At 71.1% G+C, this 15,097-nt stretch carries 12 protein-coding genes; 5 read left to right on the top strand and 7 right to left on the bottom strand.

All coding sequences use genetic code 11. The features are described from left to right. Positions 1–38: 38 nt before the first annotated feature. The 6 genes from BLV01_RS12085 to BLV01_RS12060 form a co-directional block, all read right to left on the bottom strand. On the bottom strand, positions 39–542 hold the full coding sequence (locus BLV01_RS12085; protein WP_091799489.1) for a transposase: 504 nt from the start codon (positions 540–542) through the stop codon (positions 39–41). An 88-nt stretch (positions 543–630) separates the two neighbouring features. Next, entirely contained in the window at positions 631–1,221 is a 591-nt protein-coding gene (locus BLV01_RS12080) for a hypothetical protein (protein ID WP_139178645.1), read from the bottom strand. Between the two features lie 2 nt (positions 1,222–1,223). Next, on the bottom strand, positions 1,224–3,014 hold the full coding sequence (locus BLV01_RS12075) for a S8 family serine peptidase (RefSeq protein ID WP_091799483.1): 1,791 nt from the start codon (positions 3,012–3,014) through the stop codon (positions 1,224–1,226). Between the two features lie 97 nt (positions 3,015–3,111). Next, positions 3,112–3,648 carry a fimbrial protein gene (locus BLV01_RS12070; RefSeq protein WP_217633495.1) on the bottom strand — a complete coding sequence of 179 codons (537 nt, stop codon included), beginning with the start codon at positions 3,646–3,648 and terminating at the stop codon, positions 3,112–3,114. Between the two features lie 238 nt (positions 3,649–3,886). Further along, complete coding sequence (locus tag BLV01_RS12065) at positions 3,887–4,324, bottom strand: transposase (protein WP_139178644.1); 438 nt, start codon at positions 4,322–4,324, stop codon at positions 3,887–3,889. 457 nt (positions 4,325–4,781) lie between these two features. Continuing rightward, positions 4,782–5,852: an AI-2E family transporter gene (locus tag BLV01_RS12060; protein WP_091799474.1), complete on the bottom strand. Its 1,071-nt coding sequence runs from the start codon at positions 5,850–5,852 to the stop codon at positions 4,782–4,784. 305 nt (positions 5,853–6,157) lie between these two features. Between BLV01_RS12060 and BLV01_RS12055 the strand changes: the two genes are divergently transcribed. From BLV01_RS12055 to BLV01_RS12035, 5 genes are all read left to right on the top strand, one after another. Then, positions 6,158–6,967, top strand: a complete 810-nt coding sequence (locus BLV01_RS12055) for a hypothetical protein (protein WP_091799471.1) — start codon at positions 6,158–6,160, stop codon at positions 6,965–6,967. A gap of 268 nt (positions 6,968–7,235) precedes the next feature. Continuing rightward, positions 7,236–7,742 carry a hypothetical protein gene (locus BLV01_RS12050; RefSeq protein ID WP_139178643.1) on the top strand — a complete coding sequence of 169 codons (507 nt, stop codon included), beginning with the start codon at positions 7,236–7,238 and terminating at the stop codon, positions 7,740–7,742. A 53-nt stretch (positions 7,743–7,795) separates the two neighbouring features. After that, entirely contained in the window at positions 7,796–8,359 is a 564-nt protein-coding gene (locus BLV01_RS12045; RefSeq protein WP_091799465.1) for a hypothetical protein, read from the top strand. A gap of 427 nt (positions 8,360–8,786) precedes the next feature. After that, positions 8,787–9,500, top strand: coding sequence for an AHH domain-containing protein (locus tag BLV01_RS12040; protein WP_091799462.1), 714 nt, complete (start codon positions 8,787–8,789; stop codon positions 9,498–9,500). 516 nt (positions 9,501–10,016) lie between these two features. Further along, the gene (locus tag BLV01_RS12035) at positions 10,017–12,155 is read left to right on the top strand and encodes a M13 family metallopeptidase (protein WP_091799459.1); all 2,139 of its coding nucleotides are present in this window, start codon (positions 10,017–10,019) and stop codon (positions 12,153–12,155) included. 64 nt (positions 12,156–12,219) lie between these two features. Here BLV01_RS12035 and BLV01_RS12030 read toward each other — a convergent pair whose 3' ends face one another. Then, entirely contained in the window at positions 12,220–15,096 is a 2,877-nt protein-coding gene (locus BLV01_RS12030) for a type 2 lanthipeptide synthetase LanM family protein (RefSeq protein ID WP_091799456.1), read from the bottom strand. Position 15,097 lies beyond the last annotated feature (1 nt).

The raw sequence follows: 15,097 nt of genomic DNA, 5'->3' as shown, positions 1-15,097 counted from the left end.
CGCGCATGGACGACGCCGCAACGCAGCGACGCCGGCGATCAACCGTCCTTCGACAACAGCCGCGCCCGCCTGCGCGCGCGCTGGCGTTGCAGGCTGGCGCGCTGGCGCTCGACGAACCCGATCATCTGCCGCGAACGCTCCGAGCCGAACGCCTCGCGCTGCGCCAGCGCCAGCCACACCCCGCGCTCCAGCCAGCGCAGGTTGCGATGATGGTGCAGGTACCACTTGCCGAAGCGTTCGCTCGGCAGCTGCGCCCAGAAGCGCCGGCCCGACATCACCGTCAGCACCGCTTCGACGAAGCGGCGGGTGTTGTCCTCCTCGGCCGGGCGCAGGTGGATCACGGTGCGGGCGACCTCCACGAACTGCGCCCATTCCTGGTCGCCCAGGCGGACGAATCCGGCTTCATCGTCGGCGCCCGTTCGCGCCGCGGCGCGCGGTTCGGCCTGCCTCTCGAGCGGGCCATGCATTTGGATTGGACGATGCATCTCGATCGATCTCTTCGCCGCGCACACGAGCCGCGCCATCGCACGCCCGCGCGCCATGACCGGGGCGCGGGCGGTTGCCGGCGGAACGCGAACGCCTTGCCGTTATCGCGGCGCCGACCCTGCGGCCGGCGCCGCGGACGGCGCCTTACCAGGCGACCTGGCGTTGCTCGAGCAAGACCGGGGCCGCGTCCTTGACGCCCGCGCGGCCGAGGATCCGCTCGCGCGCCGCCATCGCCTGGTCGACCGAACCGAAGCCGATGGTCGCCTTGCCGCCGATGTCCGAGGAGTACAGCAGCGTGCCGCCGCTGTCCTTGACCAAGGCATCGACCACGCCGATGTGGGTGATGTAGACATCGAGCTCGGGCTTGACGATCACCGTGCCGCCCGAAGCGGACACCGCGACGGCGAGATTCTCGCCGCCGCCCGCGGGCGCCGCGGACGCCAGCCCCGCCGGGTTCTTGGCCGACTGCGCCTGCGCGCGCGCGGCGGGCGCGGGCGCCGGCAGGTCCACGGTGTAGCCGGCGGTGGGCAGGCCGATGCCCGCGCCGGCGGCGCTGGCGTCGGCCGCGCGCACCACCGCCGAGGGCGCCAGACGGAACTCGGTCGAGCCGACCGTGAACGCCCGGCCGGTCGCCGCCTGGGTCAGTTCGGCCGGCGACGCGGCGTTCTGGGCCAGGGCCGGTGCGAACGCGACGGCCAGCAACGCGCCGCACAAGGTTTGAGTTTGGATTTTCATGTTCAGCGCCCCAGGACTCGGATCTTGAACGAAGACAGGTTGGCGTTGGCGGCGGCATTGGCCGCCAACGCGGTGTCGGCCACTTCGAGCGTCCAGTCGCCGTTGCCGGGCTCGTCGAGGAAGGCGTTGACCGAGGCCAGCGACGTGCTCAAGGTGCCGCCGCTGCCGACCGGCAGCGATCCCGGCGGCAGCACGATCGCGCGCGTTCCGCTCGGCGAGATCAAGGTGATCCGCACGGTCGTGGCGACATACGGATACGCGTCGCGGGCCGGCACGCTGCTGTCGAAACCGATCTGCACGCCTTCGATGCGGGCGGCGCCGCCGGCGATGCGGATGGTCGCCCGCGCCGGCGCCGCGGCATTGCCGATCGGTTGCGCCTGGGCCAGCGCCGCGCGCTGCCAGCCGCTGTCGACCAACGGCCCCAGCGATTTGAAGCCGGTGGCGCGGGTCACCGCCATCGTCGCGTCGGCCAGGCCGAAGCCGTACCAGGCGCTGAAGGGGCGTCCGGCGGCGTTGAGCGTCCAGCCCGCCGCGAGCACGTTGCCGTCGGCGTCGACCACCGGCGCCTGTTGCGGATCGATCTGCCGCGCGGTCGTGGCGAGGATGTACTTGACGTCGCGGAAGCTCAGCTTGGGATTGGCCTGCAGCATCAGCGCGACCACGCCCGACACCGTCGGCGCGGCGGCCGAGGTGCCGTTCATGGTGGCGGCGTAGTTGCAGGTGTTGTCGATCGCCGACTGATCCGACTCCAGTCGGTTGAGATTGAAATGCGACCACAGTCTGACCGGCTGGACCGGATTGGTGTTGTAGCCCCTGGCGCAACCGGACAGGTCGGTGGTCATGATCGCCGGATCGAAGCTGTCCGCCCCCAGCCCCGCCAGCTGGGCCGGCGTGGCCTGGGTCGCCAGCGTCGCGCGCTCCCATCCACTCTCGCCGCCCAGGCCCGAGACCCACATCGATGCGCCCGGCGTGGAATAGCTCGAGCGCCGGCCGGCGGCATTGACCGCGGCCACGGTGATGACGTTGAAGAAGTTGGACTCCCTGGCGAAGATCGACTGGCTGCAGCCCACCGCCGGGCGGTTCGCGGCGCAGAGGTTCTCGCCGTTGCGGAAGGACGACCCGCCCACGTAGGCGAAGCTGTTGCCCGCCGCCTTGACGTACACCACGCCGCGTCCGCCGCGCGTGGCCGACATCGGGTTTTCCCAGGCCGCCAGCTCGTTCTCGGAGATCGACGGCAGGAAGATCGGATAGGTCGGCCCCCAGCTGTTGTTGGAGACGTCCAGGTCCTTCGCCAGCGCGCCGTCCCACCATGCATAGCGGACCTGGTCGGTGGAGCCGCCGGCATCGAGGAAGTTGAAGCTCTTCAGCCGCGCGCTCGGCGCCACGCCGCGCACGCCGATGCCGTTCCAGCCGACCGCGCCGATGATGCCGCCGACGGCCATGCCGTGGGCTTCGCCGTTGGCCGGGGTCGTATCGTGGGTCTGGTTGATGAAGTTCCACGATCCGTCGGGGACCATGTTCGCGGCGATGTCGGGGTGGGCGATCTCGATGCCGCGGTCCAGCACGCCGACGATCACGCCCTTGCCGCGGATGTTGTAGTCGTGCAGGTCGTCGATGCCGATGTCGATGCCCGAGACCGGCCGGGTATCGCCGATCACTTGCTGGCCGTAGTTCATCAGGTGCCACTGATACCGATACAGCGGATCGCCCCGCTGCGCCTGCGCCGTTCCGGCCGACAGTGCGGCCAGGGTCGCCACGCACAACGCCGTCTTCCTGTTCCAATGTTGTCGCATACCGCCAACTCCTCGGGTTGTTCCGGACATGCCGCGCCCGTCGCGGCCGGAGCGTCGCTCCGGCCGGCGTGGGCGGCACGCAGATGGGATGGGGGACTTACTGGTAGATCATGGTGAAGGTGACGCTGCTGTTCGCCGCCCCGGCGGTCGCGGCGCCGGTGGCGAAGTACTGCGCGTAGTAGCGCAGCGCGGCGCCGCCGGTATCGACCGCAACCTGCTGGCTGTTCTGCAGCGCGAGCGGATTGCCGAGCAGCACCTGCGAGTAATCGGCGTTGAGCAGCTGCAGTTCGACGTTGCCGGCGTTGCCGGCGCCGCCTTGCAGGGTCAGGTTGTTGTTGCTGGTGTTGATGGTCGGGCCCGGCTCGAAGAAGGTCTGGACCTGGGTGGTGGTGGCATCGCAATCGGCGACGCGGATGATGAACGGCGTGCGGCCGGCGACTTCGCCGGCGGCCGACAGCGCCGACACCGCGACCGCGGGCAGCTTGACCCGGATGTCGGCCGGCGACGGCCCGTTGGTGAGCACGCAGGTCGGCGCGATCACCGAGCCTTCGAAGTGGATCGTACCGTCGGCGGCGAAACACGAGCCGGGCACGGCCAGCGCGAGGGCGAACGCGATTGCGGAAGCACGCTTCATTCGTAATCTCCAGAGGATGGTATCCGCGCCGCGGCTGCGCATCGCAGCGCGCGTCGGCGCTTGTCGGGACGGTGCCGCCAGCGCGGACCGGACCACTCGCGCCGGCGAAGCGCGCGTTGTCCTGATTAGAAACGCGCCGGCTCCGTGCGCTCCCCACCATCGGCGCGCAAATGTATTCCGGGTAACATTTGCTTGCGCGATACGCGGCGCATGCGCGTCGTCGCCGCCGAGCCGCGCGTCAGCGCGCGCAGTCGCCGCGACGCGCGCGCGACGCCTCGCCGGGCTTCGGCGCCGCATCCTGCCGCCGCCGTCCGCTCGCGCGCCGATGCTCGTCCACGCGCCGGCGCAGCGCGCGCGCCAGCTCCGGCTCGGCCTGCAAGGCATCGATCACGCCGTCCCAGACCCCGTCCTCGCACCAGCGCAGGAAGCGCATGTACACGGTCCGCCAACTGCCGGCGTTCGGCTCCAGCTCGCGCCAGCGCAGGTCGCCGGCGGCGACCTGCAACACGTCCTCGACGAAGCGCCGGTAGCGCTCGGCGTTGCGCTGCGCGCGCCGGATCAGCGTCGGCGGCAGGCGCGCGGCGATCGCCCGCCATTGCGCGTCGTCGAGCCGCGCCTGCGCCGCGCGCGGCTGCGCGCGTTCGCCGCCGCTCTCGCGCGAACGCGCCGCCGCCATCGTCCGGACCGCGGCCGATTCGGCCGCGAATGCGCGCGTCGCGGCCGCACCGGTCCGCACCGCCCTCGCTGCGATGAGCGCTTTCGGATTCACTGCATCTCCTTACGGCCGCGCCGCACGGATCGTGCGGCCGGCGCAACGCGATGAACTTGCGCCGCCGATCGGCCGCGCGTACCAGCGACGAAGATCACAAATTGCGATCCGTCTTATATCCAGAACGTTTTTTCTGCGCGATACCCCACTCGAATGAGGGGGCTTTTGCGAAACAGAAACTGAACGCCGTGGCGATTCGAAGCGTTCCTGTGCGCGCAGCGCGCAGCGCGATTCGCTCAAGCGCGCACGCCCGCGCGCCGCGGTTCGTTTCGCATGAAACCGCCTGCCGGCGCAGGCGCGCGCCTCATCGGCGGGCCGCTCGGCGCCGTATCGCCGCGCAGGCGCGACCCGCGCCGCGCCAGCCTCAGATCCAGCCCTGCTCGACCAGCTCGCGCTTGACGTAGGCGTAGTAGATCGGCGCCGCCACCAGCCCCGGCATGCCGAACAACGCCTCCATCATCAGCATCGCCAACAGCAATTCCCACGCGCGCGCCTGGATCTCGCCGCCGACGATGCGCGCGTTGAGGAAGTATTCGAGCTTGTGGATCAGCACCAGGTACAGCAGCGCCGCCGCGGCGACGTAGACCGATACCGACAGGCCGGCCACGGTGATCAGGGTGTTCGAGATCAGGTTGCCGACCACCGGCAGCAGCCCGACCACGAAGGTCAGCACCACCAGGGTCTTGGCCATCGGCAGGTGCACGCCGAACAGCGGCAGCACGATCAGCAGGAAGATCGCGGTGAACGCGGTGTTCAGCGCGGAGATCTTGATCTGCGCGAACACCACCCGGCGGAACGCGTCGGACAGGCGCGCAGCGCGGGCCAGCATTTCCGAGCCCAGCGGCCCCAGCTTGAGCGGCTGCAGCTCGTCCTGCAGCGCGATCATCGCGCCCAGCACCATGCCGATCACCAGCCGCGCGCCCAGTTGCACCGCTTCGGCGCCGACCAGGCTCAGCTCGCCGCGGTGCTCGTCCAGCCACGCGCTTAGCGCGCGCTGCAAGTCGCTGAGGTCTTCCGGCAGGTAGGGCTGGGCCCAGGCCGGCACCTGCGCGCGCGAGGCGTCGATGACGTCCATCAGCCGCGCCAGCAGCGCCTGTTCGCCGCCGGTGTCGGCGCGGAAGAACGCGATCAGGCCCAGCGTCGCCAGGGTCAGGCCGCCGACCACCAGCGCCGCGATCAGCATCACCGCGAACAGCCGCGCCCACTGCCCCTTGATCCGCCGGTCGGCCAGGCGCGCGAGCGTGTGCACCAGCTGGAACACCAGCAATCCCGACAGCAGCGCGCTGAGCAGGCCGAACTTCAGCACCAGGAACAGCGCCGCCGCGGTGAACAGCCAGGCCGCGATGCGCCCCGGCGGCGCCTTCAGCGACACCGCCGCCAGCGTGGAAGCGGCGCCGGGGCCGGGCGCCGCGGCAGGGTCGACATGGGGTTCCATTGCGGCGTTCCAGGGAGGCGATGCGGCATTGTAGTGGCGGGCTTCGCGCTGTCATCCCCGCCGCGACCGGCGCCCGCGCCGGACCCCGCCGGCGACCCGAACCGCGACCGCACGCGGCGCCGGGCACGGCCGTTTTCACGCCGCGGCGTCCCACGCGTTTTCCCTGTGCCGGCCCGCCGGACCCGCGGGCTGGCCCGGGGTCCGCGGCGATGCGCCGCGCGCCGCCGGCGGCGCGCTGTTTCCCGCGCACGGCCAACCGCGCCGATCGCCCGCCGGGCCGATCGCCCACGACCCCAGGTGACGCCATGAGCCGCATCGTCTACGACCGCAAGCGCTGGAGCCCGAACACGCCGATCTTCCTCAACATCCGCAGCGGCGCCGGCCCGCTCGCGCAGCGCCGGATCGCCGACTTCGGCGCGAGCTGGGCGGCGGCGGTGCTGGGACCGGACCTCAAGATGCCCGACGCGCAGCAGACCAACTATCCCTCGGTCGGCGGCGCGCCCTGGGACCGCACGCTGGCCGGCGGCCCGCCCGACACCTTCGTCGACGACCGCCCGCCCGGCTGGATCCGCGGCCATCTGGTCAACGGCCGCTGGCACGGGCGCGGCGATACCTGGCGCAATCTGGTGCCGCTGACCACCATCGCCAATCCCAACCACGCCACAGTCGAGCAGTACATCGACAACTACCTCGACGCCTGCCGCCGCTACGAGGAAAAGATCCAGCGCGATCACTGGTACGGCGTGTACTACTGCGTGCGCGCCTCGAAGAGCCCGCTGTCCGATCCGTCCGAGACCGACGACGTGCACCTGTACGCTTACGCGCCGGAATTCATCCGCATCGACTGGTGCGCGGTGCGCATCGTCAAGCCCGACGACCAGACGCCGCTGCAGGCGCTGGAGAACATGGACAGCTACCCGCTGCAGTCGGTGGCGACGTTTCCCTCGGACCTGCGCCTGCCCGCGCTGCCCACGCCGATGTACGGCCGCCACGTGTTGCCGGCGGACAACGCCACCGGCGGCGAAGTGCTGGCCGACCTGCCCGCGGATTTCCCGGCCGCGCAGGACAACGGCTTCGACAACTGGTTCGAGATCCACCAGATCGTGCCGGATTGACGTCGCTGCGGCGTGCGGCGATGCGGGCGCTTGCGGATTCGCCGCGCTGTGGCGCTCGCACAGCGCGCGCACGCAACGGCAAACGCATCGACCGACGTATCGGCAGACGTAGAGAAACGGCGAGCGCTCTCCCAGAACGCGCAATCCGCGGCCGACAACGAGGCGCTCGATCACAGACACGGGCGACGCCCGCGACCATGATCGCCGCGCACCTTGGTGGCCGCGCCGACGCCGTCGATGCGGCGACATCGATGGGAGATACGCGCGCATGAAAACCACGCACGCCACACCCGGGCCGATGCGCAAAGCCGGCAGCGCCGGCCTGCGCCGCGTCGCCGCATGCGCGCTTGCGCTGGCGGCGCTGATGCCGGCATTCGCGTCCGCCTACGGCACCTGCAACGCTTACCTCAACGCCGACGGCACCGTCCAGGCCGTGCGCGGCGAAGGCGATTGCTGGATCGACTGGCCCGCGCGCATCGCCACCGGGGTCTACACGGTCGGGGTCAGCTATCCGCTCATGGACGACACCGACCCGATCACCGGCGCGCCGATCCGCACGTTCAACCCCGGCATCTGCACGATCAGCGCCGGCAGCGACCACGCCGGCGCGGCGAGCGTGAAGATGTACCCGGACTTCAAGCCGACCTCGTCGCCGCAACCGGTTCCGTCGACGCACAACGGCCGGGTCACCTACACGGTGCGCACCTTCGCCGCCGGGCCGGGGCCAACCCTGGTTCCGGCCGACCTGGATTTCTCGATGCTCTGCATCAACTGACGCCGCGCGCCGGCCGACGATCCGGCGCCGCTTCGGCCAGGAGGCTCACGACCATGCACACCACACCGGCGGCGACGCCGCGACGCAGCGGCCGCGGACTACGCACGCGGATCGTTCTGGCCCTGCTCATCGCCGCCGCCGCGCCGTTCGCGCACGCCAAGTGCGCGGCGTACATCAATGCTGACGGCTCGGTCCGCGCCTACCGCAACGGCGCCGACTGCTACGCCGGCACTTCGTCCACCCGCGTCGCCCCCGGCGTCTATCGGGTCGGCGTCGGCTATCCGCTGGACTCGGAGATAGACGAGGAATCCGGCGTCTACACCTACTCGTTCACCCAGGGCATCTGCAACGCGAGCCTCAGCGACGGCGCCGCCCAGGCCTCGAGCATCTCGATCCAGCCCAGCGTCAAGCCCAAGGCGATGTTCGACATCGTCGGCGCGGACTACGACGCCAACATCGTCTACACCGTGCGCACCTTCGCCGCCAACCAGGGCGCCACCCTGGTGCCGGCCGACCAGGACTTCAGCTTGATGTGCGTGGACTGGACGCCGTACGAGCCGATGCGCCTGCGCCGTTCGGCGCCGCCGCGAGCGGAACGACCGCATCCGGCGCGTTGAGCGCCGCGCGCGTTTCGTCCTCTCATCCGCAGTGACGGACCCGGCCTGCACGCACGAGCGCGCAGGTCGGCATCGTGCGCGTTCTGCCGTGGACGCCACGGCCGCCGCGTCTTCAGCTCGATGAAGCGAAGCCCGCGCGAACATCGCCGGCACGGCTGAATGCGCTCGCAATGCCGCGGCAGTCATGATCTTCATGATGCCGATCGCCAATGAGTGAACTGCGTCGTTGCCATTCGCCGCGCGCTTGCCGATAACGAATCGCCGGACGCCATCGCGCACCGCACATCGCGGCGCGAATCCGTCTTCGGCCGGCCGCTTCGGCCGGGCTGCATGCGCCGCGTCCGCGCGGGCTGCGAAAACGCCGACGCGAAGCGGTCGCCGATGCGATGCTCCGGCTCGCCACCGACCCGATGTGAAAGGAGATCACATGCGCGCCACCCTCACCCACCGCACCACCGCTGCCCTCGTTGTCGCCATCGCCCTGTCCGTCGCGGCCACGGCCGCCCCGGCCCAGGTGGACTGCGCCGCCTGGCCCGACACCGGCGATCCCACGCCGTTGAAGGTGCTCGAAGCCGAACAGGCGCTGCTCGAGCGCGAAGCGTCGCTTTCGCGCGCTCGCGCGCAGGTTGGGCCGCTCGGCGATTCCGAGCAGAACGCCGGCCTGCAGGGCTATCCCAACCTCATGACCAGCGGCGAGCGGCGCAGATCCCTGCTCGGCCTGAGCGTCAACGACAAGATGCAGGCCCACCACGTGTTCCCGATGGCGCAGGTGCGGGCGCTGCCCGATGCGTACAAGACGCCGCTCAACCAGGTCTGGAATTCGGACAGCGCCGCCAACCTGATCGCCCTGCCGTCCGACGCCGCGACCCAGAGCGCGATGGCCACCCCACTGCCGATCCATCGCGGCAGCCACATCAAGTACAACGCCGAGATCGACGCGCGCTACATGAAGAAGAAGAACGACGGCCAGGACTGCAAGCTCGACCTGACCCAGTCCGGAAACATCAAGAAACTGGTCGACAGCGTGATCGCCGAGATGCGGCCGGAGATAGAAAAGGGCACCGCCAGCAAGTGGTATCCGAACCTGTGCGACGCCCAGGGCGGCTTCTGCGATCTGTCGCAGGATTCCGACGGCGACTGACGCCGCAGCCCGCGGTCGCGCCGGGCGCGGCGGCGGATCGTCGCCGGCCCGGCGCGCTCGCATGCCTCGGCGCTGCATGGTGTCGGCCGCCGCTTGCCGGCGGCGTCTTGTCGCGCGTACGGCGGCTGCGGTCGTGTCGCCGGAACCCGAATCGGCAGGCCCGCAGTTTGCCCGGTCTGTCCGTTTCGCCGCGGCGCCCGCGCCCGTCGCCGGAGTCGCAGCGAGGCCGCCTCATCGCGCCACGGCCGTCGCTGGGGCCATCGCCGGCGCCCGCGCAACGCCGGCCGCCGGTCGCGCCTGCGCGGCGGCAAAAGGCCTGGAGACTTCGTGCACTTCCAGCCGCGGGACCGGCTGGCGCACAATGCGCCGGCTATTCGAAGGCCGTCGCCTGTCGGCCTGTTCCCCGCGACCGGCCGCGCGCCGACCGCCGGCCCAGCGCCGTCCGCACGGACGGCGGCGACACGCCGGCCGGAGCCGTCGGCCGCGTCCCTACGCTTCCGCCACGGAATCACGCCCATGTCCCTGCGTCCCAACCTCCTCTCCCTCGGCCTGGCGCTGGCGCTCGCCGGCGGCCTCGCCGCGTGCAAGCCGGCCGGCAACGAAGCGGCCGCGCCCGAGCCCGCCAAGCCCGCGGCCGCAGCCGCCGCCACGGCGACGCCGGTGTCGGGCGTCGATTTGGCCGGCATGGACAAGTCGGTGAAGCCCGGCGACGACTTCGACGCCTTCGCCAACGGCGGCTGGCGCAAGAACTTCGAGATCCCCGCCGACCGCTCCAACTACGGCGCCTTCACCGTGCTGCTGGAAACCGCGGAGAAGCGCAACGCCGAACTGATCGCGCAGCTCGCCGCGAGCAAGCCTGCGCCGGGCAGCGACGCGCGCCGCATCGCCGATTTCCACGCCGCCTACATGGACGAGGCCGGGATCGAGCAGCGCGGCCTGCAGTCGCTGCAGCCGCAGTTGGATGCGATCAAGGCGATCGCCTCGCGCGCCGACCTCTCGCGCGTGCTCGGCGCCGGCGTGCGCGCCGACACCGATCCGCTCAACGCGACCAACTTCCACACCGACAACCTGTTCGGCGTGTTCGTCGCCAAGGGCCTGGAACAGCCCGAGTATGTCGCCACCCTGATGCAGGGCGGCCTGGGCATGCCCGACCGCGAGTACTACCTGTCGCAGGACAAGGAAATGGCGGCGACCCGCGCCGCCTACGAAACCTACGTCGCCGCGCTGTTGAAGCAGGCCGGCGTCGCCGAGGCCGAAACCAAGGCCAAGGCGATCCTCGCGCTGGAGACCAAGATCGCCAAGGCGCACGCGCCGGTGATCGATTCGCAGAACGTGCACAAGTCGAACAACCCGTGGCCGGCCGCCGCGTTCGCGCAGCGCGCGCCGGGCATCGACTGGACCGCGTTCTTCGACGCGGCCGGGCTGGCGCCGCAGAAGACCATCGTCGCCTGGCAGCCCGGCGCGATCGCCGGCATCGCCCGCCTGGTCGGCAGCGAGCCGCTGCCGGCGTGGCAGGACTACCTGACCTTCCACGCGCTCGACCACGCCGCCTGGAACGAACCCCTGCGCGGCCCCGGCGAACTGCCCAAGGCCTACACCGACCTGGCGTTCGGCTTCCACGGCACCACCCTGGCCGGCACGCCGCAGGCGCGCGAGCGCGGCAAGCGCGCGCTCGACGCGACCAGCGCCGCGCTCGGCGACGCGGTCGGCAAGCTCTACGCGGAGAAGTATTTCCCGGCCGCGTCCAAGGCCAAGGTCGAGGAGATGGTGCACAACATCCTCGCCGCGTTCGACGAGCGCGTGGATTCGCTGGCCTGGATGTCGGCGCAGACCAAGGCCAAGGCGCGCGAGAAGGCCAAGTCGATGCGCGTCGGCGTCGGCTATCCCGAGCGCTGGCGCGATTACGCCAAGCTGGAGATCCGCGCCGACGACGCGCTCGGCAACCGCCTGCGCGCGGAACTGCAGGAATACCGCCACCAGATCGGCAAGCTCGGCCAGCCGGTCGATGCCGGCGAATGGTGGATGACGCCGCAGACCGTCAACGCGGTGCAGCTGCCGCTGCAGAACGCGATGAACTTCCCGGCGGCGATCCTCGACAAGCCGTTCTTCGACCCCGCCGCCGATCCGGCCGCGAACTACGGCGCGATCGGCGCGGTGATCGGCCACGAGATCAGCCACGGCTTCGACGACACCGGCGCCGAATTCGACGGCCAGGGCACCCTGCACAACTGGTGGACGCCGGAAGACAGCAAGCACTTCGCCGAAGCCACCCAAAAGCTCGCCGCCCAGTACAGCGCGTACGAGCCGCTGCCGGGCCTGCACGTCAACGGCAAGCTGACTTCCGGCGAGAACATCGCCGACGTCTCCGGCCTGACCATCGCCTACATGGCCTACCGCAAGTCGCTCGGCGGCAAGGACGCGCCGGTGATCGACGGCCTCAGCGGCGACCAGCGCTTCTTCCTGTCTTACGGCCAGACCTGGCGCAGCAAGATCCGCGACGCCGCCCTGCGCCAGCGCATCCTGACCGACGGCCACGCCCCCGCCGCGCAGCGCGCGCAGACCGTGCGCAACATCGACGCGTGGTACGACGCCTGGGGCGCCAAGCCGGGCGAGCGGCTGTACCTGGCGCCGGAGCAGCGGATCAAGATCTGGTGATGCGCATCGCGCACTGACGCAGCCGCGTCCGTGCGCTTCGCGGGCGCCGGTCGCGTCCGCTGCGCTAATCGACCGCCGGCAGCAGGATCGTCGGCAAATCGCTGGCCGGATGCGCGCGCAGCAACTGATACGCGATGCCGCCGATGCCGGGCAACAGCGCCGGTGAGAACACCTCGCGCGGACCGCCCGAGTACGCGCCGTGCCGCTCCAGCCCGGTCACCAGCGCGGCGAGCAGGTCGGTCCTGCTCACGCCCTCGGGGCCAACGCCGGCATCGATCGCCTGCGCCAGCAATTCGCCGTTGCCGGCATCGCCGTGGCAGGCGCAATGGTTCCAGCCCAGGCCTGCGCGCCACGTCGCCGCCGCGGCCGCGCGCAAGGTTTCGCGCGTCTGCGGCTGCCGGCACTGCCGATCCAGGTCCGCGCGCGCCAAGCCGATGCCGGCCGAGCCGTGGCACCACGCGGTCGAGGCGGTCACTCCCGGCAGCATGCGCAGGTCGCGCCAGTTGCCTTCCTGCGCGTCGAACAAGGCGTCTTCGAACGCGAACGCGGCCTGCGCGGCGTCGTGATGCTCGGCGCGACCGGTCTCGCGCGCCAGCCGCGTCAGCGCCCAGCCCATGCCGCTGGCGCCGTGCGAGAACCCGCCCAGGCCTTGCGGCCAGCGCTCGTGCGTCCAGAACAGGCGGCCGTCCTGGCGTCGCCCGCGCTCGACCAGGCGCCGGCCCAGCTCGCTGGCCAGATCGGCGTAGCCGGCGTCGCCGCTGGCGCGCGCCAGCATCAGCAGCGGCGCGATCGCGCCCGCGGTCCCCATCAGCACATCGTTGACGTCGTCGGCCGCGACCGATTCGGGAATTTCCTCGGCCAGCGTGCGTGCGCGCGCGAGGCCTTCGCCATCGTCCAGCCCCCAGCGCGCGAGTTGCAGCCAGGTCCAGATCTGCGAACCCAGGCCGACGTACGCGCCCGGCGTGCGCGGCCGCAGCTTCAGCCGTCCGCGCCGCTGCTCGGCGCGGCGGGCTTCGGCGAACGCGAGCGTGCGCACACTCGCGGCGAACAGGGGTTCCACGCCTTCGAGCCGGCCCGCCCGTCCCGCCGCAACCTCGCGCAAATAGGCGCCCGTCAGCAGCGCCATGCCGGAAACGCCGTTGTACACATCGGTGCCCAGCGGCTGCACCGCCCAGCCGGCGGCGGTGAAACCCGGCGCGACCCACGCGACCGTGCCGTCGTCGCCGAATATGGCGTTGTCGATCATGCGGCCGACGATGCGCGCGGCCTGTTCGCGCCGGCGCCGGTCGAGATCCTCGGCGCGGGGCTCGACCCGCAGCTGCGAGGTGTCGGGCATCCAGCCATCGTTGGCGTAGGCGCTGATCAGCGAGGCGCCGATGAAGCGCCGCTCCATCTCGAAATCCGCCGCTTTCCAGCGCCGCCAGGATTCCTCCGCCAGATCGCTCGGCGCCAGCCACCGGGTGCCGCGCGGCCCCTGCAGGCGCCCCTCGCGGACCCGGGTGGAAAACAGCGGAATGTCGCCGTCGAGCAGGTCGTCGATCTCGGCGTCGATCACGTGCGGATCGTCGGGCGCGACCGAGACGTTGGCGGCCATCTTGGCCAGCAGTTCGTGCGCGGTGCGCCGCGCCTTGGCTTCGTCGTGCAACGACACCGGATGCCACAGCATGCGGCCGATCTCGGCATAGGCCTCGCTGGCGCGCGGCACCACCCGCACCTGGCAATCGGCGAATGCCGCCAGCGCCGCGCGCAGCGTGCCGCGCGCATCCATTTCCAGCAGCGTCGAAGTCGAAGCGTCGAAGCCTTGCAGCACCTGCGGCCAATAACGGTGCAGCACCGGCTCGGCGCTGGGGTGATTCTGCGCGACCGGCGCGGCCACCAGCAGCCGGCCCAGCCGGGCCTGGTCCGATCCCGCGTCGACGATGCCCGGCAGGCTCATCATCGGCTGCTGGCCCGGCAGCATGCCGGCCGCGGAATTGTCGATGCCGCGCCAGCCCAGGCCCGCGCCGCGCATGGGCAGCAGGCCGATGTTGAGTACCGTCCCGGAGACCAGGTCGACGGCGCGGTCGTGGCCATCGCCCAGCCCCGAGGCCATCGCCGGCAGCTTCGGCGTGAACAGGGTTTCGCAATCCACCACCACCGGACGGCCGCCGTGCGCGATCAGGTTTTCGGCGTGCAGATCGGTGCCGCCGAGCAGGCGCATCACCGCCAGCCAGTGGCCGATGCCCCGGTAGAAACTGCACAGTTCGTCTTCGCCGGCCGCATGGCGATGGGCGACGAATTCGCTCCAGCCGTGCCCGCCGCGATCCACGACCCGCGGCACCGCGATCGGCAAGGCTTCGCCGTGCGCGCGCTCGAGCGTCTGCAGGAACCCGCGCAACGCGATGTCGATCGCCAACGAGCGCGGCTTGTAGACCACCTGGCCGCTCTCGCACGCCACTACGGCCACGGTCAGCCCCTGGCAATGGCTGTCGCCGGCGCCGAAACGCAACGACTGCAATTCGCCGGGGTCGCCTCCGCACAGTTCGGCCAGGCGCGACCGGTCTTCGCTCCAACGCCGAGCGAACGACAGCGAGGCCGCGCAGCGATGCTCGACGATGCGCCGCACCCGCGGCAACAGGGTCGGATAGTGCGGACGCAGCCCGTCCCAGAACCCGCGCTGCGACGCCAGTTCGATGAAGCGCTCCCAACGTTCCTGCGCGCTGCCGTCCTCGCCCAGCCGGCCGGTCACGCGCGCGGCGTTGAGCTCCAGCAGCAGCAACCGCCCTACTTTGGCGTGCACCACCGCGGTCAACGACTCGCGGGTCGCCCGCAACACCCGTTCGGCTTCGTCGGTGCGCAGGCCGGGGCTGGAACGAAGCTGGGCTGCCAGATCGTCCAGCGCGGACGAGGTCAGGCAGCCCAGCGATGCTTCGAAACCGCGTGTGTCCGCTACCGACGCCACA

The sequence above is a fragment of the Lysobacter sp. yr284 genome (assembly GCF_900107375.1).
Lineage (GTDB): Bacteria > Pseudomonadota > Gammaproteobacteria > Xanthomonadales > Xanthomonadaceae > Lysobacter.
The sequence above is the reverse complement of the archived record's forward strand: the minus strand, read 5'-3'. Positions and strand labels throughout refer to the sequence as shown.